The sequence below is a fragment of the Enterobacter genomosp. O genome (assembly GCF_001022965.1).
GTDB lineage: Bacteria > Pseudomonadota > Gammaproteobacteria > Enterobacterales > Enterobacteriaceae > Enterobacter > Enterobacter cloacae_L.
The window spans coordinates 979431-1006225 of the sequence record NZ_LECZ01000026.1 but is presented as its reverse complement, the minus strand read 5'-3'; the positions used below and the strand labels follow the sequence as shown (position 1 = coordinate 1006225).

General features: G+C 60.8%; 15 protein-coding genes. 7 read left to right on the top strand and 8 right to left on the bottom strand.

Going from position 1 to position 26795, the window contains the following annotated elements:
* Positions 1-633 precede the first annotated feature (633 nt).
* The 5 genes from ABR39_RS18525 to nudI all read left to right on the top strand — a co-directional run bounded on the left by ABR39_RS18525 (position 634) and on the right by nudI (position 17375).
* Positions 634-11808, top strand: coding sequence for a BapA/Bap/LapF family large adhesin (locus ABR39_RS18525; protein ID WP_047348110.1), 11175 nt, complete (start codon positions 634-636; stop codon positions 11806-11808).
* 80 nt (positions 11809-11888) lie between these two features.
* The gene (locus ABR39_RS18520; protein WP_047348109.1) at positions 11889-13292 is read left to right on the top strand and encodes a TolC family outer membrane protein; all 1404 of its coding nucleotides are present in this window, start codon (positions 11889-11891) and stop codon (positions 13290-13292) included.
* Positions 13289-15487 (top strand): type I secretion system permease/ATPase, encoded by a 2199-nt coding sequence (locus ABR39_RS18515; RefSeq protein ID WP_047348108.1) that lies wholly within the window; start codon positions 13289-13291, stop codon positions 15485-15487. Before ABR39_RS18520 ends, ABR39_RS18515 begins: the two co-directional genes overlap by 4 nt.
* A gap of 10 nt (positions 15488-15497) precedes the next feature.
* Positions 15498-16667, top strand: coding sequence for an HlyD family efflux transporter periplasmic adaptor subunit (locus tag ABR39_RS18510; protein ID WP_085930317.1), 1170 nt, complete (start codon positions 15498-15500; stop codon positions 16665-16667).
* A 282-nt stretch (positions 16668-16949) separates the two neighbouring features.
* Complete coding sequence (nudI, locus tag ABR39_RS18505; RefSeq protein ID WP_047348107.1) at positions 16950-17375, top strand: nucleoside triphosphatase NudI; 426 nt, start codon at positions 16950-16952, stop codon at positions 17373-17375.
* On the opposite strand, the gene ABR39_RS18500 is transcribed toward nudI, so the two are convergent.
* Positions 17347-18078, bottom strand: a complete 732-nt coding sequence (locus ABR39_RS18500; RefSeq protein WP_047348106.1) for an AraC family transcriptional regulator — start codon at positions 18076-18078, stop codon at positions 17347-17349. The two genes, nudI and ABR39_RS18500, sit on opposite strands and share 29 nt — an antisense overlap.
* Positions 18079-18175: 97 nt before the next feature.
* Here ABR39_RS18500 and ABR39_RS18495 point away from each other — a divergent pair, with 97 nt between their 5' ends.
* Positions 18176-18595 (top strand): nuclear transport factor 2 family protein, encoded by a 420-nt coding sequence (locus ABR39_RS18495; RefSeq protein ID WP_047348105.1) that lies wholly within the window; start codon positions 18176-18178, stop codon positions 18593-18595.
* A gap of 2 nt (positions 18596-18597) precedes the next feature.
* On the opposite strand, the gene ABR39_RS18490 is transcribed toward ABR39_RS18495, so the two are convergent.
* From ABR39_RS18490 to ABR39_RS18480, 3 genes are all read right to left on the bottom strand, one after another.
* Positions 18598-19116, bottom strand: a complete 519-nt coding sequence (locus ABR39_RS18490) for a DUF6622 family protein (RefSeq protein ID WP_047348196.1) — start codon at positions 19114-19116, stop codon at positions 18598-18600.
* Positions 19117-19201: 85 nt separating this feature from the next.
* Positions 19202-20383, bottom strand: coding sequence for a PLP-dependent aminotransferase family protein (locus ABR39_RS18485; RefSeq protein ID WP_047348104.1), 1182 nt, complete (start codon positions 20381-20383; stop codon positions 19202-19204).
* Positions 20384-20403: 20 nt separating this feature from the next.
* Positions 20404-21291 carry a LysR family transcriptional regulator gene (locus tag ABR39_RS18480; protein WP_047348103.1) on the bottom strand — a complete coding sequence of 296 codons (888 nt, stop codon included), beginning with the start codon at positions 21289-21291 and terminating at the stop codon, positions 20404-20406.
* A gap of 97 nt (positions 21292-21388) precedes the next feature.
* Between ABR39_RS18480 and ABR39_RS18475 the strand changes: the two genes are divergently transcribed.
* Positions 21389-21991: a short chain dehydrogenase gene (locus ABR39_RS18475; RefSeq protein ID WP_047348102.1), complete on the top strand. Its 603-nt coding sequence runs from the start codon at positions 21389-21391 to the stop codon at positions 21989-21991.
* Here ABR39_RS18475 and ABR39_RS18470 read toward each other — a convergent pair.
* The 4 genes from ABR39_RS18470 to ABR39_RS18455 form a co-directional block, all read right to left on the bottom strand.
* Positions 21988-22719 carry a class I SAM-dependent methyltransferase gene (locus ABR39_RS18470; protein ID WP_047348101.1) on the bottom strand — a complete coding sequence of 244 codons (732 nt, stop codon included), beginning with the start codon at positions 22717-22719 and terminating at the stop codon, positions 21988-21990. The two genes, ABR39_RS18475 and ABR39_RS18470, sit on opposite strands and share 4 nt — an antisense overlap.
* A 102-nt stretch (positions 22720-22821) precedes the next feature.
* On the bottom strand, positions 22822-24201 hold the full coding sequence (locus ABR39_RS18465) for an amidohydrolase family protein (protein ID WP_047348100.1): 1380 nt from the start codon (positions 24199-24201) through the stop codon (positions 22822-22824).
* Position 24202: 1 nt separating this feature from the next.
* Entirely contained in the window at positions 24203-25159 is a 957-nt protein-coding gene (locus tag ABR39_RS18460; RefSeq protein WP_047348099.1) for a carbamate kinase family protein, read from the bottom strand.
* 87 nt (positions 25160-25246) lie between these two features.
* Complete coding sequence (locus ABR39_RS18455) at positions 25247-26791, bottom strand: hypothetical protein (RefSeq protein WP_047348098.1); 1545 nt, start codon at positions 26789-26791, stop codon at positions 25247-25249.
* Positions 26792-26795 lie beyond the last annotated feature (4 nt).

The following is a 26795-nucleotide window of genomic DNA, read 5'->3' as shown; positions in this document are numbered from 1 at the left end:
GTTATTTTATCCTTGCCCTCCGGCGTTGTTTTTTCCGCACATTAGCAGAGTTTTAATTCTGCATAAGAATATATTTTCATTTAACAAATGACATAATATATCTTACATCAAAAACGTTACCCTAACTTAAATGCGTATTAAGCAGGCATAAACAATAGCCTTTTAATTTATATTCCAAGAGGTCCCTACCAATTATCACACCACAACAACAGCATTAATTACCAGCACCAACACATAAAATAAAATCATTATAAAACAACAAGATAAAAAATAAAATTATAAAGACCATCAATACATCAATGTCCACTTCATTGTTTACCTCTCTATTTACGAAAGCTTAAGTTGCACAACTACAGTTTTCTGTCTATATCATTTTTATATCCTCAAAAACAATTCCTCTATTAATTACAGGGTTTTATAAGGCAAAAAACACGAATAAAAACTGTTCTCTTTGATACGTAATTAGATTCGCTCTGATGTTGCCACTCTAAATCCTGGCGGGCATCGTGCGCGCTAAAAATAACGGTCAGTGCTGCGTTATAACAGCAACTGCGCCGGGGGCGCCCTTTACCTTCAGCAGAGATGGCTCGTCTTGCTCGCCGTTCACGACACTTCTGCTGGAGTAATACTTAAATGAGCCAAATCTCTGTTATATCGAAACTTACTGGCGTGGAAACGACCACGGAAGGCACCCAGGTTACGCTGAGCCATTCCTCTATCGTTGAGCTTCATATCGAGCGGGCCAGTGTCGCCGATTTCGCCCGCAGCGGTAACGATCTGGTGATCACACTCCACTCCGGCGAGGTGATTACCCTTAAAAACTTCTACGTCACTGATGCTCAGGGGGCGAGCCAGCTGGTTCTGCAGGACAGCGAAGGCGCATTATGGTGGATTGAAGATCCTACCGGGGCCGCCACCTACGAATCTATCGCCTCAACGGACGTGCTGCTTGCCTCGTCCGGGAGTGATGCCGGTGGCGCCGCCATCTGGCCGTGGGCACTGGGCGGCATTGTCGCCGCGGGCGGCATCGCGGCGGCGGCAAGTGGTGGTGGCGGCGGCGGTGGTGATGACGATAATGACAACGGCACGAACCCCGGCACGCCGACAAACCCTTCCGATCCGGATACGACACCGCCGAATGCCCCAACCGGTCTTCAGTTCTCTGCGGATGGTAAAACCGTCTCAGGTACCGCGGAACCGGGCAGTACCATCACGCTGAAAGACGCCGACGGCCATGTGATTGGCACGGGTAAAACCGGCAGCGACGGTAAATTCACCATCGACCTGGGGACGCCGCTGACCAACGGCGAGCAGATTACCGCCACCGCTACCGATCCATCGGGGAATACCAGCCCGGGCACAACGGTGACCGCCCCGGACACCACCGCGCCGGATGCTCCGGATATCCTGATAGTCAATGACGATGTCGGCGACAAGGCAGGCCCGCTGGAAAACGGCCAGCGTACTGACGACGCCCGCCCGACCTTAAGCGGTATCGGCGAGCCCGGCAGCACCATCACCCTTTACGATAACGGCCAGAAGATTGGCACCGCGCAGGTGGATGCGAAAGGTAGCTGGAGCTTTACCCCGACTACCGATCTCGCTAACGGCAGCCACACGATTACCACGACCGCCACCGATGCGGCTGGCAATACCAGCCCGGCATCGGGTGCCTTTAACTTTATTGTCGATACAGCCGCGCCAGGTGCCCCCGTCATCACCAGCGCAACGGACGATGTCGGCCCGGTGACGGGAACAATCAGTAACGGCGGCAACACCAACGATCAGCGGCCACAAATCAGCGGCACCGCAGAAGCGGGTTCCACCATTACCATTTATGACGGTTCTATCGCTATTGGCACCGCAGTGGCCGGCAGCAACGGCACCTGGACCTTCACCCCGTCGGTAAATCTCAGTGAAGGTAACCACTCGATCACCGTCACGGCAACGGATGTGGCAGGTAATACCAGCACCCCATCGCCCGCATTCACCCTTAACGTGGATCTCACTCCCCCGGTCACACCCAGCGCCATCGTGATTAACGATGATACCGGCTCGCTGAAAGGCGCCCTCGCCGTGGGGCAGATTACCGACTCCACTCAGCCGCGCCTGACGGGCCGGGGAGAACCCGGAAGCACTATTTCCATTTATGATAATGGCAAGCTCGTAGGCGAGGCGATCGTTAAGCCAGACGGCACCTGGACCATTACGCCAACCAGCCCGCTTGCGGAAGGTTCTCACTCCATTACCGTCCAGAGCACCGATGGCGCCGGAAACCAGAGCGCCATGTCGCAGCCGATCGTCTTCATCGTGGATACCACACCGCCGGACACTCCCGTCATTACCCTTAACCCGGCAGGCACGCAGATTACCGGTACCGCCGAGCCTAACAGCAGCATCGTGATTACCAACAATAACGGGGAGATCGTTGGCCGCACGACAACCGACGGCAATGGTAATTTTGTCGCCACGCTCTCCCCTGCGCAAACCAACGGTCAGCTCATTTCGGTCGTGGCCTCTGACGCCGCAGGCAACCAGAGCCCGGCGGCGACCGTCACCGCCGCAGACACCACGCCACCTCTGGCGCCCGGCAACCTTCAGGTCGCTGATGATGGACAAAGCATCAGCGGCACGGCGGAACCGGGCAGCACGGTTACCATTAAAGGAGCCGATGGCACGGTTATCGGTGAAACCACAGCCAACGGCGACGGCACCTTCAGTACGCCGATAAACCCCGCCCAGACCAACGGCGAAGTGCTGACCGTCATCTCCACCGATGGCTCCGGTAATGTCAGCCTGCCGGGTACGGCCACGTCACCGGACAGCACTGCGCCGCTTGCACCGGACAACGTGGTCGTTTCCGGGGATGGCACCACCGTCACCGGCACCGCAGAAGCGGGAAGCACCGTAACCATCCGCGAAGGCGGCGTCACCGTAGGTCAGGCAGTCACCGATGACCAGGGCAACTTTAGCGTGACGCTGAACCCGCCAAAAGCCAACGGCGAAGCCCTGACGGCAGATGCGACCGACCCCGCCGGGAATACCGGGCCAACCACGCCGGCGCTCGCGCCGGACATTACCCCGGCGCAAACGCCGGTGATTCTCTCGGTGGTCGATGACTTCCCGGCCACCACGGGGCCTGTCGGCCAGGGCGGGCTCACCAACGATGCAACGCCTACCATCAGCGGTACCGGTGAAGCAGGCACAACGCTCTATATCTACAGCGGCAGCGATCAAATCGGCACGCTGGTTATCCCCTCTTCCGGTCAGTGGAGCTTTACCCCGACCGTGCATCTGCATGAAGGCGGACATGTGCTGAGCGCGAAAGCCATCGACGCCGCAGGCAACGCCAGTGCAACCTCTAACACCTGGAGCATTACGGTCGACAGCGTCGCCCCCGGCACGCCGGTCATTACGCAGGTGGTGGATAATGTTGAAGGCCGCACCGGCGCGCTCGACATCGGTGAAACCACTAACGACCCGACCCCGACGCTTAACGGCACCGCAGAACCGGGCGCGACAGTCACCATTCGTCTGGACGGTACAGGCATTGGCACGGCGGTGGCAGACAGCAACGGCGCGTGGACCTTCACCCCCACCACGCCGATTGGCAATGGGCAACATACCGTAACCGTCGTCGCGACCGATGCGGCAGGTAACAGCAGTTCCCCTTCGGGCGGCTTTACCTTTACGGTCGATATCACGCCGCCGCCTGCCGCGACCATCGCCACCGTGACCGATGACGCTGGCGACGTGCAGGGACCGCTCAACAGTGGCGATACCACGGACGACACCCAGCCCCTGCTGCAAGGCAGCGCGCCAGCGGACACCATCATCACCCTCTATGACGGCAATACTCTGCTCGGCACCGCAACCCTGGACGGCAGCGGAGGCTGGAGCTTTACGCCAACCACCCCGCTCACCAACGGCCCGCATTCGATCACCGTTCATGCCACGGATGCCGCCGGGAACACCACCGTCTCCGATCCGTTTGACCTGGTAGTGGATACCGTCGCGCCTGCCACGCCGGACACTCCGGCCGTCACCGTCAATCCGGATGGCGGTACAACCGAGGTCGCGCTGAACCCGGGAGAAGTTACCCGCGATACCACCCCAACGCTGAGCGGCACCGGGGAGGCGGGCGATACCGTCACGATTTATATCGGCGGCGTTAAAGTTGACGAGGTCCCGGTAGGCAGCGACGGCAACTGGAGCTGGACGCCAACGACGCCGCTGGCGACCGGAACCTATGACATCACCCTCACCGTCACCAACAAGGATGGCGCGGGCAATGAAAGCGCCCCGTCCCAGCCGGTGACCATCACCATTGATACCGACCCACCGGCCACGCCTGCGGCCCCCACCGTGACCGACAGCGTGAGCCAGATAACCGGTCCGGTTGCCGATGGCGGAACCACTAACGATCCGCGTCCGGTACTCAGCGGCACCGGTACGGCGAACGACGTGATTATTATTTATGACAGCGTGAATAATCAGCCTGCCACCGAAGTGGGGCGCGTCACCGTAGACAGCACTGGCAACTGGAGCTGGCGTCCTGACAGCAGCATTGATGAGGGAAGCCACGAATTTACCGCCACTGCGACAGATGAGGCGGGCAACGTTTCTGATCCTTCGGCTGGAATTACCATTACTGTGGATACCGAGGCACCGGATATCCCCGTCATTAGTGCCGTCGGCGGCGAGCCGAGCGGCGGTATTATCACGGATACCACGCCGACCGTCGGTGGAACCGGCGTCAACGGCGAGACGGTAATCATCTATAACAACGGCGTCAAGGTCGGACAAGTCGTCGTGGCGAACGGTGAGTGGTCTCTTGCACTGCCGACCCAGACTGACGGCCAGCTGAACATCACCGTTGCGGGAGTAGACGCCGCCGGTAACGTCAGCGATCTCAGCCAGGTCTTTACCGTCACGCTCGATAGCATTGCACCTGAAATACCGCAGATTAACGCGGTCTCTGACAGCCAGTTCACGAATAGCATCCTTTACACCCGCGATGGTACGCCAACCCTCACCGGCACTGGCGAACCGGGCAGTACGGTGATCGTTTCCGTGGACGGTGTCCCGTCACCCATAACGGTGACGGTACAGCCGAACGGTTCATGGAGCTGGACCGCAGGCAGTACGCTGTCGGATACCTCCCATACCTTTACCGTCTCTGCGGTTGATACGGCGGGCAATACCTCCGGCAATTCTGCCCCGCTTAGCGTGACGGTGGATACCAACGATCCGGATGCACCTGTCGTTTCCGGTATAGCCATTGAAGGTACACCGTTGACCGGCACTGCCGAAGCGGGCGCAACCGTCACCGTGACCGACAGCAATGGCAACGTTCTCGGTACAGGGGTGGCTACTGGGGGCAACTTCTCCATTGCGCTGAGCCCGGCTCAGCAGGATGGCGCTGTCCTGACCGTGACCGCAACCGATGCCTCAGGGCGTACAAGCCCGGAGGCCGACTTTACCGTCAGCGGTACGGTATCCAATCTGCCAGAGGTTCCAATCATCACCGCCATCACTGACGATGTCGGGACCGTAACGGGCAACGTGCTGGGTAAAACCTCGGACGATACCGCCCCGGTTATCAGCGGAACGGCCCCCGCGGGCAGTACCGTCACGCTCTACCAGGACGGCAGCCTGATACCGCTGGCGATTATCCCGGTGGGCTCAGGCGGCACATGGAGCTATCAGCTGCTGTTACCGCTGAGCCCAGGAAATCACTTCTTTGAAGCCACCACCACGGTCGGCCTCTTTACCAGCGGCCTCTCTCCGGCAGCCACGGTGACCATCGACCTCACCGCTCCCGGTACCCCAACCATTGGCGCGGTGGTTGATGACGTCGGTCCTGGCACCGGCCCATTGACCAACGGCCAGGCCACCAACGACAACCAGCCAACTCTGACCGGCACCGGCGCGGTGGGCGATACCATCACCGTCTACAGCAACGGCGTGCTGCTGGGGACCACGCAGGTCGGCAGCACGGGCACCTGGAGTTACACGACGCCCGTGCTGGCGGAGGGTAATAACGTTCTGACCATCCGCGAAACCGATCCGGCCGGAAACCAGAGCGGACCTTCGGCAGGCTTTACCGTCGTGGTTGATACGATCTCAACCACACCGACAATTACCAACGTCACCGATAACGTCGGCAACGCGGCCACCACCGTGGTCAGCGGCGATCCGACTAACGACGCGACGCCAACGATTACCGGTACGGCAGATGCAAACAGCGTCGTGACGATCTTTGACGGCGGCACGCAGATTGCCGTGGTCACCGCGGATGGCACCGGCGCATGGACGTTTACCCCTGACACCGCCCTCGGTGAAGGGCTGCACAGCTTTACCGTCATCGCCACCGATCCGCAGGGTAACGTCAGCCAGGTCTCCAATACGTGGGGCGTGGTGGTCGACCTGACGGCCCCCGCGGTCCCTGTGCTGGATACCGTCAGCGACAACGCGGCGGGCGGGATTGTCGGGAATCTCACGACAGGCCAGGTCACCAATGACGACACGCCAACCCTCACCGGGAGAGGTACCGCGGGCAGTACCATCCACATTCTGAACAACGGCGTGGAAATTGGCACCGCCCCGGTAGACGTTAACGGCAACTGGAGCTTTACCCCTAACCCAGGATTGGGGGATGGCAGCTATAACATTCGCATCAACGCCAGCGATGCCGCCGGTAACGTCTCCGCCAACTCGCCGGTCTTCGTCTTCACGGTCGATACCACGGGCCCTTCCGCGCCGGGGATCGTTAGCGTAATTGACGATGTCGGCCCGGTGACGGGTACGCTCAGCACGGGCAACAGCACCAACGACGCGCGTCCAACCTTCAACGGCACGGGCGAAATCGGTGCCACGGTGCACATCATTGTTGATGGCAGCGAGATTGGCACCGCGGTGGTCAACGCTCAGGGGAACTGGACCTTTACCCCGGACACCGCGCTCGCCGAGGGGCCGCACGCCATCACCTTCAACGCCACCGACGCGGCAGGCAACACGGGCGCCACCACGGCACCGTTTAACCTGACGGTGGACACTATTGCGCCGTCAGCGCCGGTTATCTCGACCGCGGCGGACAATGCCGGCAGCGTACAGGCCCCGCTCACCTCCGGACAGAGTACCGACGACACCACGCCAACGCTGACGGGTACGGCGGCGGCCAATGCCACCATTACGATTTACGAGAATGGTCAGCAGGTCGGCACCGCCACGGCGAACGGCAGCGGCGCATGGAGCTTTACGCCGTCCACGCCGCTGGCGAACGGCAGCCACACCTGGACCGCTACGGCCACCGATGCGGCCGGCAACGTCAGCCCGGCCTCGCCAGGCTTTACGCTGGTGGTGGATACCACCCCTCCCAACGCGCCGGTTATCAGCCAGGCGATTGACGATGTGGGCACCATTACCGGAGCGCTCAGCTCCGGGCAGACCACCGACGACACAATTCCACGTCTCGTCGGGACCAGCGAGCCGTTTGCCACCGTCAATATCTTTGAAGGCACAACGCTTGTGGGAACAGGCACCGCGGATGCCAGCGGAAGCTGGAGCATTCTGCTTAACACCACGCTGGCGACGGGCACGCACAGCTTCACGGCCCGCGCGACGGATGCGGCTGGCAACACCAGCGATCCGTCAGCAACCTTCAGCCTGACTATCGACACCACACCGCCTGCGCAGCCGGTGCTGAGCAGCATTGTGGATGACGTCGGTAATGCCGCCACGCCGATCGGCGACGGCGGGTTAACCAACGACGCGCAGCCGACCCTGACCGGTACGGCGGAAGCGGGCGCGACGGTGAAAATCTTCGATAACGGCGTGCAGATTGGCAGCGTGACCGCCACCGGCGGAGCGTGGAGCTTTACGCCGACCACGCCGCTCGCTAACGGGCAGCACAGTCTGACCTTCACCGCGACGGATGCGGCCGGCAACGCCAGCGCGCCTACCACCGGGTATGTGATTAACGTGGATGCCACCGCGCCAGCGGCCCCGGCCATCAGCTCGGTAGTGGATGATGTGGGCAGCATCACCGGACCGATAACCGGCGGCAACCCGACCAACGACGCGCGCCCAACGCTGAACGGTACCGCCGAAGCCAACGCCACCGTGCGCATCTACGACGGTGGCACCCTGGTTGGCACGGTCACCGCCGACGCCAACGGCAACTGGACGCTGCCGCAAACCACTACGCTGGGGGAAGGCTCGCATACCTTCACCGCCACCGCCACGGATGCGGCGGGCAACACCAGCGTGGCATCGGCCCCTACCACCATTACGGTGGATCTGACCGCGCCTGGCGCACCGGGCAGCCTTGCGGTGATCACCAACGGGACGCACGTCACCGGTACCGCCGAAGCGGGCAGTACCGTCACCATCACCACCAGTACCGGAACGGTGCTCGGTACCGCAACGGCGGACGGAAGCGGGAACTTTAACGCGACCATCACCCCGGCGCAGACCGACGGTGGTTCCCTGCTGGTCTACGCCACCGACAAAGCCGGTAACGCCGGCGTCAGCGCCTCGGTGATTGCGCCCGTCACGCCGATCCCGAACGCGCCGGTTATCGCCACCATCAACGATAACGTGGGCACCGTGACCGGCAATCTGACCAACGGCAAAACCACCGACGATACCACCCCAACCCTGAGCGGGACCGCCCTGGCGGGTTCCACCGTCACGCTGTATAACAACGGCGTGTCGATGGGCACCGTGGTCGCGGACGGTTCAGGCAACTGGAGCTTCACCACCCCGGCGTTAGGCGAAGGCGCTCACGCCTTTACCGCCACCGCGAGCAACGGTTCGGGTACCAGCCCGGTTTCCGGCGCGACCACCGTGATCGTCGATCTCACCGCGCCAACGGCACCGACCGGCACCATTAACGCCGACGGCAGCGTGTTGACCGGGAATGCAGAGGCCGGCAGCACCGTCTCCATCCGCCTTGCCGACGGCACCACGGTGACGACCACTGCAGGAAGCAACGGGACCTACAGCTACACCTTCCTCAACAAGCAGACGGAAGGCCAGACGCTGCAGATCACCGCCACCGACGCCGCGGGCAATACCTCTCTGCCTGGTTCAGTCCTCGCGCCGGTAGTACCGCTCTCCGCCAGCAATAACGTCGAAGAGCTGGATCTCAGCACCACCGCCACCGTCACCAACAGCCAGTACAGCGATTATGGCTTCCTGCTGGTGGGTGCGGTGGGCAATGTCCTGACGCTGCTGGGGAATGACACCGCGCAGGTGGACTTCACGGTAGGCAGCGGCGGCAGTGCCGATATCGTGGTGAATGCCAACGCCACCGGCGCCGTGCTCTCCCTGCTCAACACCCTTGAGCTGGTGGTGCAGCGCTTCGACAGCGTCAACGGCACCTGGACCACGGTTATCGATACCGGACAACCGCAGTTTGCCGACCTGCTGACGCTGGGGGCCACCGGCGTATCGCTCAACCTGACCGGGCTGGCGAACGGCGATTATCGCGTGCTCAGCTATAACACCAACCTGCTGGCCACCGGCTCCTACACCAGCCTTGACGTGGCGGTGAAAGAGACAAGCGCGGGCACCGTAACGGGCGACACCAGCCTGAACGGCAACGTGATCCTCGATACCGACCCGACCGCGGGCAGCGACAACGCGCCGGCCGGGACCACCGTTTCCGCCGTTACTAACGCCCTGGGGGTGACCACCAGCGTGAACGCCGACGGCACGGTCGTACAGGGGCAGTACGGTACGCTGACCATTAACCGCGACGGCAGCTACACCTACAACCTTACCGACACCAGCGCCGCGGTGATTGGCCGCACGGAGAGCTTCACCTACACCATCACCCATAACGGCGTGAGCGCGTCGGCGAACCTCGTGCTGTCGCTCGGTGCGGGCAGCGTAACGAACGGCATTGTCGCCGTTGACGACACGGCCTCGCTGACCTTTGACACCACCGTCAGCGAGATTAATAACGGCACCTCGTCTCAGGGCGGCTTTACTCTGGTGGGCATTAATCTCGGCAACACGCTGGGGCTGAACCTGCTGGACGACATGACCAACCCCATTATCTATAACGTGGAGGAAGGCACGACGCGCACCATGACCATCCAGGCCTCCGTTGGCGGCGTGGCGCTGGCGTCGGTGTTCGATCTGTACGTCTATAAGTTCAACAACGCGACCCAGACCTTCGAGCAGGTTCGCGTCGAGTCGGGCTGGCTGCGCGCCCCGCTGCTGGGGGGCACCTCGCCTCAGCTGACGCTGAACCTGCCTGCCGGGGAGTACCTGTTCCTGCTGAACACCGCGGCGGGGATCACCGCTCTGACGGCCTACACGCTGAGCGTCCTGCAGGATCACGTCTACAGCGTGGCGAGCATCAGCGAGACAACCACGGGCGACGTGCTGACAAACGACCCTGTTCCGGCGGGAACTGTGGTCTCGGACGTGAACGGCGTGACGGTCAACGGCAGTGGAACAACCACCATTCAGGGTGAATACGGCACGCTGACCATCGATTCGTCCGGCCAGTACACCTATACCCTGAAGAGCGGCGTGGGCGCGGACCATATCAGCACCCCGGATACGTTTGTCTACACCATCACCGCGCCAGACGGGTCGAAAGACACGGCGACGCTCAACATCACCCCAACCGCGCGGGCGATGGATGCGGTTAACGATGTCAGTGCCGTGATGAATGTCACCTCGGTACACCACACGTCGACCTACTCCGATACCACCGTCGGCAGCGCCAGTTGGACGACCGCGCTTTTCTCATCAACCCAGGGCAGCGGAAGCGGAACCTTTGTGGTGGATCCGAACACCGCCCTGCATAACGCGTCGCTGCACTTTAACGTTGCTTCGTTGCTGGCGCTGGGCGGGCTGACGGTGAACTGGACGATTAGCGATGCCAACGGCGCGATCCGTACCGGCTCCTTCAGCGGCGGCTCGCTGCTCGGCGGCAGCATCGACGTTCCGCTGACCGGGCTGGACCTCAACGCCGGGACCTATACGCTGAGCTATACCGGCAGCGTACCGGGACTGAGCGTGGGTAACATCACCATTACCCCAAGCGTAAACGGCACCACCTACTCGCTCAGCCAGTTCGACGCCACCAGCGGGCACTTCGTTAACGGCAATATCTTCGACGGCACGGATTCCGCCGGGGCAATGGATCAGCTGCACTCGGTAGATACTCGCCTGAGCGTTACCGGCTACAACGGCGTGACCACCACGCTGGATCCGTATAACGGCAGCGCAACGGTGAACGTTACCGGCCATTACGGCACGCTGGCGATTGGCGCGGACGGCCACTACACCTACACCCTCAATACCGGGGTGTCGCTCTCAACCATCACCTCGAAGGAGACCTTCAACTACACCCTGACCGATGCCAACGGGAAAACGGACAGCGCCACGCTGACCATCAATATGGCGCCGCAGTTCATCAGCTCGGAGCATAACGACGCCATTACCGGTACGGCCTACGGCGATACGCTGATTTACCAGGTGCTGAACAGCACCGCAGGCAACGCCACGGGGGGTAACGTCAGCAGCGCGACGGGGGATCACTGGACCGGCTTCTCGCTGGCGCAGGGAGATAAGATCGACATCGGCGATCTGCTGGTGGGCTGGAACGGTAGCGCCTCGACGCTCGGAAATTATCTCCATGTCACTAATAGTAATGGCAATACCGTGATCTCCATCGACCGTGACGGTGCAGGAGCCACCTACACTAATACTGCACTCGTTACGCTTGATGGGGTTCAAACCACCTACGACGAGCTTGTAAACCAGCAACACATCATTACCTGATAGCACCTGCAACAGATGACCCGGGCGCACGGCGCCCGGGCATAACAATAAAGCTGTACTTATTTTATTAGGGACATGACATGGGAATGAAGATGCCTTACTGGTGGCTCTCGTGCTGCCTGATATCTGTGCCCGCTCTCTGCGCGAACCCGGCGGCAACGATCAATACCGGACAGCTTCGCGAAACGCAGGAACTCCCCTCGCTCAACGGCCGCGTGGCCCCGGTGGCCGGCAAAGCCGCTCCCGGCTCGTTACAGCTTGGCGACGCCGTCAACCGCGCCGTCACCTGGCACCCGGCCATCAGCGAAGCGGTGGGAAAACTGTACCAGCAGAGCGAAGAGGTTGACGTCGCTAAATCAAAATACTATCCGCAGATTAATGCCGGCGTGGACAATGGTTACTCCCACGACGGCGACCAGAACGGCTTTACGCCGTCGCTGGTGCTTTCTCTCTCGCAAATGCTCTACGACTTCGGCAAGGTGGCAAGCCAGGTTCGCGCCGAGAGCGCCGGCGTGGCCCAGCAGCAGGCCAACGTGCTGGTGAGCATTGACACCATCGCCCACGATACCGCCATCGCCATGGTGCAGGTGCAAACGTGGCAGCAGATGGTCGATACCGCCAAAGAGCAGCTTGAGGCCCTCTCCTCCATCGGCACGCTGACCCGCCAGCGTAATGACGAAGGGGCCACCTCGCTCTCTGACGTGGTGCAGACCGATGCCCGTATCGAAGGCGCGCGCGCCCAGCTGATGCAGTACCAGGCCAGCCTGGACAGCGCCCGCGCCACGCTGATGAGCTTTCTCGGCTGGAACAGCCTGAACGCGATCAGCAATGATTTCCCGCAGAAGCTGGGCCGGAGCTGCGACATCGCCGAGCCAGATGACCGTCTGGTTCCCGCGGTACTCGCCGCCTGGGCGCAGGCTAACGTCGCCCAGGCTAACCTCGACTACGCCGACGCGCAGATGACGCCAACCGTCTCGCTGGAGCCGGAGGTGCGTCACTACATGAACGATCGCTATGCAGGCAGCGACACGCGGGATCGCACCCAGTATTCCGCATGGGTAAAAGTGCAGATGCCGCTCTATCAGGGCGGCGGCCTCACCGCCCGGCGTAACGCCGCCGGACACGCGGTGGAAGCGGCGCAGTCCACCATTCAGCGCACGCGTCTTGACGTCCGCCAGAAACTGCTGGAAGCCCGCAGCCAGGTGATGAGCCTGCAAAGCACGCTGCAAATTCAGGGTCGCCAGGAGGCGCTCAGCGCCCGCACCCGCGAGCTGTACCAGCAGCAGTATCTCGATCTCGGCTCGCGCCCGCTGCTCGACGTGCTCAACGCCGAGCAGGAGGTCTACCAGGCGCGCTTCACCCAGCAGCAGACCCTCGGCCAGCTGCACCAGCTGCAGCTCAACTGCCTTTATAACACCGGGCAACTGCGTCACGCGTTCGACCTTGATAACCGCACCATCCAGACCGTGGAGATCCAGCCATGAAGCAGCGTGATATCCCGCAAGGTGAAAACATGACGGATGAGGCCCTGGTCCAGTGGGCGCAGGCCTTTGGCTTTGTCGCCACGCGCTACCGCGTCTCTTGCTCTCCCGGCGCGCTGCTGGCGGGCGCGCCGTGGCTGAAGGGTAAACCGATGGTACCCGCCCTCACCCAGCTGGCACGCGAGGCGGGGCTGTCGTTTCAGCTGCTTACTGCCGGCCAGGAGGCGATCAACAGCTGGCGTCTGCCGGTGGTGGTGGCGATGGATGACGGCAGGATCGGCGTGATCGAACATTTCGACGGCAACGATACCCTTGAGGTCAGCTTCTTTGACGACGAGACCTACACCAACCGCCTGTCGATGACGGCGATGCTGCCCGCCATCCGCCACGTCATTGCCCTGCGTCCACTCGCCGCGCTGAAGGACAGCCGCGTCGACGCCTACATCTCTAAATACCGCCCGGACTGGCTCTACCGGCTGGTGATGCGCGACTTGCGCCCCTACAGCTGGGTGATGCTCGCCGCGCTGTTTATCAACGTGCTGTCGCTCTCCGGGATCGTTTTTTCCATGCAGGTGTACGACCGGGTGATCCCCGCGCAGTCCTACCCGACGCTTTACGTCCTGACCATCGGCGTGCTGATCGCCACCCTGTTTGGCTTCGTGCTGCGCGTGGCGCGCGGGCACATTATGGATCTGCTGGGCAAGCGCTCGGACATGCGCGTTTCGGATCGCGTATTCGGCCACGCGCTGCGGCTGCGCAACAGCGCTATCCCCCGCTCAACCGGCAGCTTTATCTCCCAGCTGCGCGAGCTGGAGCAGATCCGCGAGATGGTGACCTCGTCCACCATCTCGACGATTGTCGACCTGCCCTTCTTTTTACTGTTCGTGGTGGTGCTGGCGATCATCGCTCCGCAGCTGGCGTGGATCGCACCGGTGGCGGCGGTGATCATGGTTCTGCCCGGCCTGCTGCTGCAGAAGAAGCTGGCGGAGCTGGCGAAGCAGTCAGCCCATGAATCAACCCTGCGCAACGCGGTGCTGGTGGAGAGCGTTCAGGGGCTGGAGGACATCAAGCTGATGCAGGCGGAAAACCGCTTTTTGCAACAGTGGAACAGCTATATCCAGATCACCGCGGAATCCGGCCTGCGCACCCGCGAGCTGACGCAGAACCTGATCAGTTGGGGAATGACCATCCAGAGCCTGGTTTACGCCGCCGTGATCGTGGTCGGCGCGCCGATGGTGATCGACGGCACCCTGACCACCGGTTCAGTGGTCGCCGCGTCGATGCTGGCCTCCCGCATGATCGCCCCGATGGCAACGCTCTGCGGCGTGCTGGCCCGCTGGCAGCAGGTCAAAGCGGCAAAAGAGGGGCTGGACAGCATCATGCAGCTGCCCACCGAGAACCAGCGCGAGGAGACGCCAATTCGCCAGGACGTGCTGCGCGGACACTATCTCTTTGAACAGGCGCAGTTCCGCTATCACCCGGAGGATCCGCGCATGGCGCTGCGCATTAACCGTCTGGAGATCAAACCGGGCGAAAAAGTGGCGATCCTCGGGCGCAACGGCGCCGGGAAATCGACCCTGCTGCAGGCCATGGCGGGCGGGATGGATCTGGCGGCCGGCGAGCTGCGGCTCGACGGCTTCAGCCTGCCGCATCTCGACGTCGCCGACGTCCGGCGCAACGTCGGCTTTATGACCCAGAACGCGCGGCTGTTTTACGGCACCCTGCGCGAAAACATTACCCTCGGCATGCCGCGCGCCACCGACGAAGAGATTTTCGAGGCGCTGGAGATGACCGGCGCGGCGGGCTTCGTGCAGAAGCTGCCCAAGGGGCTGGACTACCCGATCATGGAAAACGGCGTGGGGCTCTCCGGCGGGCAGCGCCAGTCGATTCTGCTGGCGCGTATGCTCCTGCGCGATCCGAATATCGTGCTGATGGATGAACCCACCGCCTCGCTGGACGAGCACACCGAACGGGAATTTATCCAGCGGCTGGGCGACTGGCTCGGCCATCGCACCCTCATCGTCGCCACCCACCGCGTACCGGTGCTGGAGCTGGTGGAGCGGGTCGTGGTGCTCAAGGAAGGCATGCTGGTAATGGACGCGCCAAAAGCCCAGGCGCTGAACAACAGCCGTATGCAGCAACAGCAGCAGCAGGCAGCAACCGGACGGGAGTGGAAAAATGAAAATCAGTCAGCGTGACGTTGCCGCAATGGACGATCTGGATAACGCCCTCGACTCCGAAAGCGGCTACACCGGCGCGCGGCGGATCGTGATCTTCTCGCTGCTGATGTTCGTGGTGCTAGGCGTCTGGGCGTGGTTTGGCGTGCTGGATGAGGTATCAACCGGCTCCGGGAAGGTGATCCCCAGCTCGCGAGAGCAGGTGTTACAGTCGCTGGACGGCGGGATCCTCACCGAGCTGAATGTCCACGAGGGCGATCAGGTGCAGGCCGGGCAGGTCCTGGCGCGCCTCGATCCGACGCGTTCCGAATCGAACGTCGGCGAAAGCGCGGCGCGCTACCGCGCTTCACTGGCCTCCAGCGCCCGCCTGTACGCCGAGGTGAACGATCTGCCGCTGAAGTTTCCCCCTTCGCTGGCAAAATGGCCGGATCTGATTGCTGACGAAACGCGGCTCTACAACTCACGCCGCGCGCAGCTGGAGGATACCCAGCGGGAGCTGCGCGCCGCGCTCGATCTCGCCAATAAGGAGCTGGCCATCACCCAGCGGCTGGTCAAAACCGGGGCCGCCAGCCACGTGGAGGTCCTGCGCCTGCAGCGGCAGAAAAGCGACCTGGAGCTGAAGCTCACCGACGTGCGCTCGCAGTATTACGTTCAGGCGCGCGAGGCGCTCTCCAAGGCCAACGCGGAAGTGGATATGGTCTCGGCGATCCTCAAAGGCCGCCAGGACTCCGTCACCCGTCTGACGGTGAAATCCCCGGTGCGCGGGATCGTGAAAAACATCAAGGTCACCACCATCGGCGGCGTGATCCCGCCCAACGGCGAGCTAATGGAGATTGTGCCGGTGGACGATCACCTGCTGATTGAAACCCGCCTGTCGCCGCGCGACATCGCCTTTATCCACCCGAACCAGGAGGCGCTGGTCAAAATCACCGCCTACGATTACGCCATTTACGGCGGGCTGCACGGGGTGGTGGAGACGATTTCTCCGGATACCATTCAGGACGAGGCCAAGCCGGAGGTGTTCTATTACCGGGTGTTTATCCGCACCAGCCAGGATTATCTGGTGAATAAGGCCGGCAGGCACTTCTCAATTGTGCCGGGGATGATTGCGACGGTGGACATTAAGACCGGAGAAAAAACGGTGCTGGATTATATGATCAAGCCGTTTAACCGGGCGAAGGAGGCGCTGAGGGAGCGTTGAGCCTGGATTGCCGGGTGGCGGCTACGCTCTAATCTCCCTCTCCCTGTGGGAGAGGGTTGGGGTGAGGGCATCAGACCGCAACACCACCTGCATGCGGATGAAAAATAAAACTCACCGCCGTTATGGCGTTAAAACTGGCAAACGCATTCGATACCAGCATTGAATTCTGGCTGAATCTGCAACAAAACGAAGAAAACCAGGGAGCGAGAATCGAACACCTCTAACATAACCCTCACCCCCAATCTGCTAAAGTAGCCCAAATTCATTTTTCAGGAAGAAATCATGCGCCAACGAACCATTGTCTGCCCCATCATCCAGAACGACGGTGCCTACCTGCTGTGTAAAATGGCCAACGATCGCGGCGTGTTCCCCGGCCAGTGGGCTCTCTCCGGTGGCGGAATGGAGCCGGGCGAACCCATGGAACAGGCGTTGCGCCGTGAGATCCGCGAAGAGCTTGGCGAAGCGCTGGAGATCGCCTCGGTCACGCCGTGGGCTTTTCGCGATGACATCAGGGTGAAAACCTACGCCGATGGCACCACAGAGGAGATTTACATGATCTATCTGATCTTCGACTGCATCAGCGCCAACCGGGAAGTCACCTTTAATGAAGAGTTTCAGGAGATCGCCTGGGTTAATCCGGAATCGTTAAAAGCGCTGGATCTCAACGAAGCCACACGCATTACCTTCGCCCAAAAGGGCCTTCTTTAATCGCCCATTGCCCCGGCGTTTTACCGGTCCATGCTCTGAAAACCTCAATAAATGCGCTGACGCTGCTGTAGCCGCAGGACAGCGCAATCCACCCTACCGGCTTCCCCGCCGCCAGCCACTCCATTGCCCGCATGACGCGTGCCAGCTGCCGCCAGTTAACAAAGTTCATTCCGGTCTGGGCACAAAACCGACGGTTGAACGTACGCACGCTCATTCCAGCATGAATAGCATGGCTCTCGACCGTCTGGTTATCATCGACAAACTGCAGCAAATGACTGACCACGTTCTTCAGACGCGGATCCGTCGGCACGGGAAGAGAAAAGTGAGCCTGGGGCGTCCGGGCAAGCTCATCCAGCAGCAAAGTAAGTTTTCGCGGATCGTACTCGCTCTCTGCAACACATAAACGGGTAAACAGTGCATGGGTGAGATCGTCGGGCTCGAATAGCGCGGGTGCATCGGGAAGCATTGCGCACCAGGCGGGGTCCACATAGATAGCGCAGCCTTCTATCGCACTTTCAGAAAAAGCGGCGTGCTGCTGGTTCGGAGGGATCCAGCCGATGTGTTTTGCCGGTACGACCGAGCGTGCCTGCCGCGTCTCAATGACCAGCAGCCCCGTTGCAATGCGCCACAACTGGCCGGTGCGATGACTGTGCCATGGCGTTCGGTACCCGCCGGGATGAAGGAGCGTTTCAGTACTGACCATATTATTTTGACCGAAAATCGTTATTTATTGGCGCATTACAGAAACTGCGACTTCGGCTGTCAAGGATAATGGTAATTCAACCACATAAGGAGCCCGCATGAGCATTATCACGTCCCTGATAGCCGACACCGACAACGCCGCGCAGCGCGAAAAGATGGCCTGCCTGTTAACCCGCTTATTCAATGGCGATATCGATCCAGCAGAAGTATTTACGCCCGATTACCAGCAGTTTACGGACGGTCACGCGCTTGACTACCGGGGTTTTGTCCAGCATCTGAGCCACGTAAGCTCACAGATCCGCGCGATCGCCTTTACCGTGGCGGACATAGCCTGTCATGACGAACTTCTGGCTGACCGGCATATCGTGACGGTCACGTATCCCGATGATCGTCAGGCAGAAATCGAGGTTTACCTGTTTGCCTCGCTGCGTGAAGGGAAAATCTGGCGGATCCATGAAGTCACGCGAGCCCTCAGCGGTGATGCTGCAGATCGCACGCTGGCACACGCGTCAGAATAACGTCACTCCGCCGGGTGCGGTACGGTACGGTTATACACCCCAACATAGCGCGCAAACTTCCCAATAAAGACGCCTGCAAACACGCCGCCGGAGACGATCGCCAGCGCGCTCATGGCGGGCTGCTGCATCGTCTGGGGAGAGACCGCGCTCATCACGCCCAGCACATACTTCACCCCGAATGCCAGCATCATAAACGGCAGCGCGGTGTAGTCGGCCTGGCGGTAAAGGCTGCGCGGCGCCTCCGCGCGGGTGATAACCGCCTTCTTAATCAGGAGATACCCGAGCGCTGCGCCGGCAAGGATCCCCGCCGTCCACAATGCGACAGTCCCGGGAGTCAGCGTGCGATAGACCACCAGATCGTAGATATCCCAGATAAGAAAGATGCCCGGAATAATGGCAAGCCGCTCCAGCGTAACGGTGGCGGGCCGGCGGGCTTTAATGCCGCGGGAGATAAGGAAGATAAACAGCACCCACACCCAGGCGGGCGTGTGCGTAACGACACCGAACAGAAATTCAAACATGGAGATCACCATGAACGATCGCGGCCCGTGCCGCCCTGAACGCGTATTGCGCATAACGGCGTTCCGGCCGTTATGCGCAGGTCTTTTACAGCGATTTTTTCAGGCGACGAACCGCTTCTTTCAGTTCTTCATCCGTTGGCGTAACAAACGACATACGCAGCGTCGAATGGTCTGGCTCGTTGCAGTAGAAAAATTCGCCCGGCACAAATACTACGCCGTTACTTAACGTCTTTTCCAGCCAGCGAGTGGTATTACTACCATTTTTCATCTTCGCCCACAGGAACATGCCGCCCTTCGGCTTGTGGAACGTCATTACATCGCCCAGCTCGGCTTCCAGTTCCGTGGCGAACGTCTGGTATTTCTGGCGATAGGCTGCGCGGATCGTTTTGATCTGATCGGCCATGCGGCCGGTCTTGAGGTATTCGTACGTCATCAGCTGCGACAGCGTGCTGGTGTGCAGATCGGTGGTTTGCTTAAGGTTCACCACCGCGCGCTTCAGCCATTCCGGCACCAGCACCCAGCCCACGCGCGTGCCCGGCGCAAGAATTTTAGAGAAAGTTGAGGTATACACCACGTTCTCTTCGTTGCCGATATCTTTGGCATGGGCAATTAACGGGCGGAAGACTTCATCGGTATAGTTAATTTCGCTGTACGGATCGTCTTCGATGATCACGAAGTCATGGCGCTTCGAGAGTTCCACCAGCTGTTTACGACGCGCCTCAGAAAGCGTCACGCCGCCAGGGTTACCAAAGGTGGGAACGATATACACCGCTTTAATGGCTTTTTTGGCCACCAGCGCTTCGAGCTCGTCGACGTTCATTCCGTCGCCATCGGTGCCAACGGATTCAAAATTCGCCTGCGCCAGGCCAAACACCTGCAGCGCGGCAAGATAGGTTGGACGCTCAACGACAACGGTATCGCCAGGGTTAATCAGTGCACGCGCCAGCACGTCAAGCGATTGCTGCGAACCGGAGGTCACGACCACGTCATCTGCCTTGCAGCGGATCCCGCGCCCTTCACAGATGCGCTGAATCTCTTCACGCAGCCCCGGCACACCTTCGGTCAGACCGTACTGAAAGGCCTCTCCAAAATGCTGTGATAATACGGCATCAGCGGCAATTTTCAGGCCTTCGCGATCGAACAAGGCCGGGTTAGGAATGCCCCCACCCAGCGAAATGACGCCGGCCATTTTGCTATGTTTTAATAACTCACGGATGGCAGATGATTGCAGGCCCTGCGCGCTGCTGGCGAGTTTATTCACAGACATTCTTTGCTTACCTTCTTTTTTTATATTGTGCCCAATCTTAGCAGAAGATGGGCGATAAATTCCGTAAGCTTAGGGAGCGGTCGTAAATCCTGACGCCACAGCAGGTGCACGGGTCTCGGCGCCGGAATGTACTCCTCCAGCACCCTCACCAGTCTGCCGCTTTCCAGATCTTCCGCCACCAGCACTTCCGGCTGCAGCAGCAGCCCCGCCCCCGCTCTTGCGGCCATCCGCAGCCCGTAACCATCGTTGCATCTTAAGACCGCATCCCGCTTCCAGCGCATCTCGCCTTCAACGCCCGGCAGCCGCCACTCGTTGCGTGCGGTCCACACGCTGTGGGACAGGCAGAGATGATCCACCAGATCGGCAGGGGTTCGCGGCGTACCGTAGCGCGCCAGGTAGTCCGGCGCGGCGCAGATCACCATCCGGTAAGGACAGAGGTATTTCGCCACCAGATCGTCGTTGTGAATGTCGCCAATGCGAATGGCCAGATCGATGCCCTCCTCCACCAGATCCACCATCCGGTTGGTCAGATCCAGCTCAACGCGCACGTCCGGGTAGCGTTGTAAAAAAGTGGCGGTGAGCGGTGCGATGGCGCTGCCGCCAAACGAAGTGGGCGCCGTCACCCGCAGGGTGCCGGAAGGCGCGGCGCGCAGGCGTTCAACCGCGCTTTCGGCAATCGCCACCTGCTCCAGCACCCGCTTCGCCTCGTCGTAATAGACCCGCCCGGCGTCGGTCAGGCTCTGGCGACGCGTGTTGCGCTCCAGCAGGCGGGTGCCGAGCTGAGACTCCAGCAGCGCAACGTACTTTCCCACCATCACCGCCGACATCTCCAGCCGTACCGCCGCGCCAGTGAAGCTGCCGCTTTCCACCACGGCAATAAAGGTCTCCATGCTGCGAAGCTTATCCATATTCCAAACCTCTGGTTAGTAATCTTCTAACTTTAGCCCAGTTTATCTGCATTTTAATTTACTAAAGAATGAAGGCTCACAACATGAGGAGTCGGCTATGAAAATCGTCATTATTGGTGCCAGCGGTACGGTCGGTCGTGCGGTAACGGAAGAGTTGGGTCGTCGTCACGAGATCATCCGCGTCGGCCGCACGCAGGGCGACGAGCAGGTGGATATTACGTCGCAGGCGAGCGTTCAGGCGCTGTTTGAGAAAATCGGCCCGGTGGATGCCATTGTCTCCGCCAGCGGCGGCCTCTACTTTGGCCCGCTCGCGACCATGAAGGACAGCGACTTCAATCAGGGCCTGCAGGATAAGCTGCTCGGGCAGGTGCGCCTGGCGCTGACCGGCCAGCATTACCTGAACGAAGGCGGCTCGATTACCCTGATTAGCGGCATCGTGGCGCACGAGCCGATTGCCCAGGGCGTGAACGCCACCACGGTGAATGCCGCGCTGGAAGGATTTGTTCGCGCCGCGGCATGTGAACTGCCGCGCGGGATCCGCATCAACCTGATTAGCCCGACGGTGCTCACCGAATCCGTCGAAACCTACGACGGCTTCTTCCCGGGCTTCGAAAGCGTCCCTGCGGCAACCGTGGCGAACGCCTATCGCCGCAGCGTGGAGGGCGTGCAGAGCGGGCGAGTGTATAAGGTCGGGTATTAAGCCTTACGCGCGGCGATCAACGCCAGCATCGGGCGTTCCGCCTCTTCGGCCAGCGCGGGCCAGGCGTCAATCTGCGCCTGCGTTGGTCCCCACTCGTTGACTTCGCTTATGGTTAACCCGGCCCTGACGAGCGCGTTAAGCGTGGTGCCCAGCGTGCGGTGATACTTGATCACCCCGTCTGCCAGCCAGTTGCTGACGCGCTTGCCTTCGTCCTGATAGTGATTCACACCCCAGAACCGCTCGCCGTTATCGTCGGTCAGCCAGCCCTGACGCGTGGCGCTGGTGTAAATGGGGTGCTCCATCGAAAAGACCAGGCTGCCGCCGGGCTTGAGCGCGCGCTGAACCTTAGCAAACAGGGTGTCCAGCTCCGGCAGGTAGTGCAGCGCCAGGGAGCTATAGACCAGATCGAAGCTGTTCTCGCTGAGCGTCAGCGATTCGAGATCGCTACGCTGGTAGTGGATCCTGGCGTCATGCGTCAGCTCAGCGGCGCGGGCGAGCATCTTTTCCGAGATATCCACGCCGGTCACTTCAGACGCGCCCAGCTCACGCGCGGCGCGGCAGAACCAGCCGTAGCCGCAGCCGAGATCGGCAACCGATTTACCGGTGAGATCGGGCAGCATGTTTTTCAGCGCGGGCCACTCCGGCGCGCCGTCCAGCCCCTGTACCGAGCGCGGAAGCTGGGCGTAGCCTTCGAAAAACGCCGGGTTGTCGTAGATGTTTTGTGCCATGGCAGATCCCTCTTTAACAATGTGCCTCCCAGTATAAAGCATTCCCTGCGGCCTGATGCCCTCACCCCAACCCTCTCCCATAGGGAGAGGGAGAAATGCACGTCAACCCACAACGCCCCAAACAAGATTCCCCTTATGGAACGTCGCGGTACGCGGGGAGATGCGCGCCACGGCTTCGGCGGAACAGGAGGCGTCCACCAGCACAAAGCTGGCCTCGTCCTGCGCTTTTGGCCACACGCGTTCGCCCTTGTCGTTCAGCGGCAGCACGTCGCCGGTGGCGATACCTAATGCGCGGGAAAGGGTCTGCTCGTTCGGGCGGATGTAGAGCTGGGCATAAAGATTGGCTTTTTCCAGCATGTCCCCCAGGCCGTACGGCGACCAGTGGTCAATCACGCTGTCGGTGCCGGTCATCACAAACACGCCTTTATCGCGCAGCTGCTTCAGCGGCATATGCAGCGTGCCAATCGGCACGGTGGAGGCAATGGTCACCTGCTGCGCCGCCATGCGGGTGGCGATCTCATCCACCTGCTGTTCGTTAAGCGTTGCCAGCGCGAAGGCGTGGCTGATGGTCAGCTTGCCCTTCAGCGCCGGCGTTTTCTCCACGGTTTCCACCATGTAATTCACCGCCGCCACGCCCGCCGGGCTGGTTTCGTGCAGGTGAATGTCCACCCCTTTGCCGTAGTCCAGCGCAATCTGGAACATCAGATCGAGGGATTTCTCCATCGCGCCGTCGACGCTGGTGGGGTCCAGCCCGCCCACGTAGTGCGCCCCGGCCTGCATCGCTTCGCGCATCAGTTTTTCTGAGTTTGACAGCAGCAGCCCGTGCTGCGGGAAAGCAACGATTTCACAGTCAAAGCCCGGCTTGCGGCGCGATAAAACCGCCTGCAGATTTTCCAGATTCTTCAGGCCGGAGGTCGGCTCGATATTGCAGTGGCTGCGGGCGATGGTGGAGCCTTTCGACTGGATCAGGTCGATCAGCTTTTCCGCCCGCTCCTGGGTATACGGCTGCAGCTCCGGCAGCATTTTTTGCTCGAGGCGGATCATGTCCTGAATGGTGGTGCCCGCCGGACGGTTCAGGGAGCGCCACGGTCCGCCATAAAAGGTTTTATCCAGGTGGATGTGCATATCGCGCATCGCCGGGAGCATCAGCTTGCCGCCCGCGTCATAGTGCGGCAGCGTGGCATCGGCATGGCTTTTATTGTCGCGCAGGGCGACAATCTTCCCGTCGCTAATCTCGATCGTTTTCAGCTCGGTGCGGGTGCTTGTCGCCACGCTGCCCTCAACGTTAAACCCGGCTTCGAGCAGCACGTTGTCCAGATAGTAATGCTTAGCGGTGATGTTCATCGGTTTGCCGGTCTCGCAGGTTGGCTTTGCGGAGTCAGAAGCATACGCGACGGTTCCGGTCGCGCCAAACAGCGCGCAGGCGGTGACCATTTTGCCGCTCTGGCTGATGAATTCGCGGCGGCTTTTGTTTTCACTCATCTTATCTTCCTTCATTAACAATATGGGTACCGGTTTCCCCGCGCAGCGCCGCGGGCAGGCAGTCCGGCGAGGTGATAATCACGCGCTTGCCGCCGTGGTGTAAAAACTCCAGCGAGGCGACGATTTTGGGCAGCATGCTGCCCGCCGGGAAATGGCCCTCTTCCATGTAGCGCGCCATCTGCGCCACGGTTACGGTGTCCAGCGCCTGCTGGTTCGGCTTGCCGAAGTTGACGCACACCCTCTCCACCCCGGTGGTGATCACCAGCACGTCGGCGCGGATCTCGCGCGCCAGCAGCGCGGTGGAGAGATCTTTATCAATCACCGCATCGACGCTCTGGTAATCGCCCTGCGCCGAGCGCACAACGGGGATCCCGCCGCCGCCCGCGCCGATCACCACAAAGCCTTTTTGCGTCAGGGTTTTGATGGCCTCCGATTCGACAATCCGCAGCGGCTGGGGTGAGGCCACCACGCGGCGATAGCCCCGACCGGAGTCTTCTACGAAACGCCAGTCCGGGTGGGCGATTTGTAGCTCATCGCGCTGCGCCTCGCTGAAGAAGGCGCCGATGGGTTTTGTCGGGTTTATGAAACCGGGATCGTTTTTATCCACCTCAACCTGCGTGACGACCGTGACCGCTTTTTGCTCCCCGCGCGCGGCCAGGCGGTTGTTCAGCGCCTGCTGGATCAGGTAGCCGATCCCGCCCTGGGTGTCCGCCACGCAGTTTGCCAGCGGCGTCAGCGGTAGCCCTTCCCGTTCGTGGGCGATTTCGGCGCGGCGCAGATCCAGCCCGACCTGGGGGCCGTTGCCGTGCGTGAGCACAATGTCATAGTCGGATGCCAGCATCTCCAGCACCGACTCTGCCACCGCTTTAACCGCCTGCGCCTGATGTTCAACCGACTGGCTGGCGTTGTCTTTGATAATGCTGTTGCCGCCGATGGCGACGACCATAAGCTCTTTCATACAGGTTCCTTTAAAAGGTGCGGTCTGGTGCCCTCACCCCGGCCCTCTCCCACAGGGAGAGGGTTAGGGTGAGGGCATCAGGCATTATCAGGATTCAGAAACCGGTGACGCAGCGCTCGCCACTTCCCGGCTGTCGAGAACATGCTTCACCACAAACATGCCGCCCATCATCAGATACGCCGTCACGAACATCAGCGAACTGCCTTCGGCAAAGCCCACCACCGGAGCGTGGATTACGCCAAACAGCGCCAGAAGCGCCCCAACGGCAGCGGCAATCGCGCCCCGCAGCGGCTTGTTGATGATGGCAAAGATGGCGATACAGCCCCACAGCATGCTGGCGAGCGGCGCGCCGTTGCCAAGATGCATCAACCCTTCGTAGTAGATCCCTTTGCTGTGCAGCACGTCGGTGCCGATTTTCGCCGCGCTGGTGCCCGCCGCGCCCATCACGCTGTTCATCATGGTTAGCGCCCAGTTGGCGATCCACGGGAACAGGCAGATGAAGATAACGGGCACCTCCACTTTGGGCGTTTCCCTCACCACCTGGTTGGCGGTGACGACGCCGATAAACACCAGAATCGGCACGATGGCGGTCATCGGAATGATGGCGAGCATAAACGCCCCCAGCCCGAACAGCGGCACGATGAACATGGTCACGCCAGAGGCCAGCGTATAGCCGATGCTCGCGCCCATCGCTTTCCAGCCCGGGTGGCCGACGTAGACCGTCACCGGGAACGGGTTGCCCATCAGGCAGCCGAGCATGGAGGCCAGACCGTTCGCCAGCATCACCTTGCGCGTCGGGTAGGCATCTCCCGCCGCGTGGGCGCTTTCGATGTTCTCCAGGTCAAAGATGTAGTTTGCCAGGCCCAGCGGAACCGCCGAGGCAAGATACGGCAGCGCGTGCGGCAGCCCCTGCAGGAAACCGTCCACGTGCAGCTGCGGCGGGTTAAAGCCGAACGACGACATCGAGGCTTTGATGGCTTCCGGACTTTGCAGGCCGGAGATCCACGCCAGGGCCGTGCCGGCAACCAGCAGCAGCAGACCGGTGGGAATTCTGGCGAAAATCGGCTTTTTACCGAACCAGTTAATGAAGATCAGCAGCAGCACGATAAAGGACACGGTGGGCGCTTCGAACGCCTGCAGCATCGGGTTCATCGCCAGCAGCAGCAGGCCCAGGCCGGACAGGCACGACAGCAGCACCGTGCGCGGGATCATCTTGCGGATGGTTTCCCCTAAAAACGAACCGCCCGCCAGGATCATCGCCTCAACAAAGCACCACACCAGGCCAATCTGAATGGCGAACTCCGCATCACCCGTTTGCTGATACACCGGCATCAGCACCAGGAAGGTCACGGTAAATATCGACGGCGCGCTGGGGCCGGACGGCAGCGCGGTAACGTCCGTGCGCCCGGTCTGGCGCGCCATCTGCATGCCGAACCACGCGTAGCAAATACTCGCGGCCAGCACCGCCAGCCCGAAGGCCGGCGCGATGCGTCCATAAACAATCTCCTTCGGGATGCCGACGACAAAAATGAGCAGCCCCATCATGGTCAGCAAATTGGTCAGGTTGTTGGTCATCAACCCGAAATAGGCTGCCCAGTCACCTCTTTTCCACTCCAGTTTCATGTTTTTCATGGAT

What these genes read in the sequence shown, in the direction of transcription:
- ABR39_RS18525 (WP_047348110.1), top strand. Translation starts at nt 634, where the DNA reads ATGAGCCAAATCTCTGTTATATCGAAACTTACTGGCGTGGAAACGACC.
- ABR39_RS18520 (WP_047348109.1), top strand. Translation starts at nt 11,889, where the DNA reads ATGGGAATGAAGATGCCTTACTGGTGGCTCTCGTGCTGCCTGATATCT.
- ABR39_RS18515 (WP_047348108.1), top strand. Translation starts at nt 13,289, where the DNA reads ATGAAGCAGCGTGATATCCCGCAAGGTGAAAACATGACGGATGAGGCC.
- ABR39_RS18510 (WP_085930317.1), top strand. Translation starts at nt 15,498, where the DNA reads ATGGACGATCTGGATAACGCCCTCGACTCCGAAAGCGGCTACACCGGC.
- nudI (WP_047348107.1), top strand. Translation starts at nt 16,950, where the DNA reads ATGCGCCAACGAACCATTGTCTGCCCCATCATCCAGAACGACGGTGCC.
- ABR39_RS18500 (WP_047348106.1), bottom strand. Translation starts at nt 18,078, where the DNA reads ATGGTCAGTACTGAAACGCTCCTTCATCCCGGCGGGTACCGAACGCCA.
- ABR39_RS18495 (WP_047348105.1), top strand. Translation starts at nt 18,176, where the DNA reads ATGAGCATTATCACGTCCCTGATAGCCGACACCGACAACGCCGCGCAG.
- ABR39_RS18490 (WP_047348196.1), bottom strand. Translation starts at nt 19,116, where the DNA reads ATGTTTGAATTTCTGTTCGGTGTCGTTACGCACACGCCCGCCTGGGTG.
- ABR39_RS18485 (WP_047348104.1), bottom strand. Translation starts at nt 20,383, where the DNA reads ATGTCTGTGAATAAACTCGCCAGCAGCGCGCAGGGCCTGCAATCATCT.
- ABR39_RS18480 (WP_047348103.1), bottom strand. Translation starts at nt 21,291, where the DNA reads ATGGATAAGCTTCGCAGCATGGAGACCTTTATTGCCGTGGTGGAAAGC.
- ABR39_RS18475 (WP_047348102.1), top strand. Translation starts at nt 21,389, where the DNA reads ATGAAAATCGTCATTATTGGTGCCAGCGGTACGGTCGGTCGTGCGGTA.
- ABR39_RS18470 (WP_047348101.1), bottom strand. Translation starts at nt 22,719, where the DNA reads ATGGCACAAAACATCTACGACAACCCGGCGTTTTTCGAAGGCTACGCC.
- ABR39_RS18465 (WP_047348100.1), bottom strand. Translation starts at nt 24,201, where the DNA reads ATGAGTGAAAACAAAAGCCGCCGCGAATTCATCAGCCAGAGCGGCAAA.
- ABR39_RS18460 (WP_047348099.1), bottom strand. Translation starts at nt 25,159, where the DNA reads ATGAAAGAGCTTATGGTCGTCGCCATCGGCGGCAACAGCATTATCAAA.
- ABR39_RS18455 (WP_047348098.1), bottom strand. Translation starts at nt 26,791, where the DNA reads ATGAAAAACATGAAACTGGAGTGGAAAAGAGGTGACTGGGCAGCCTAT.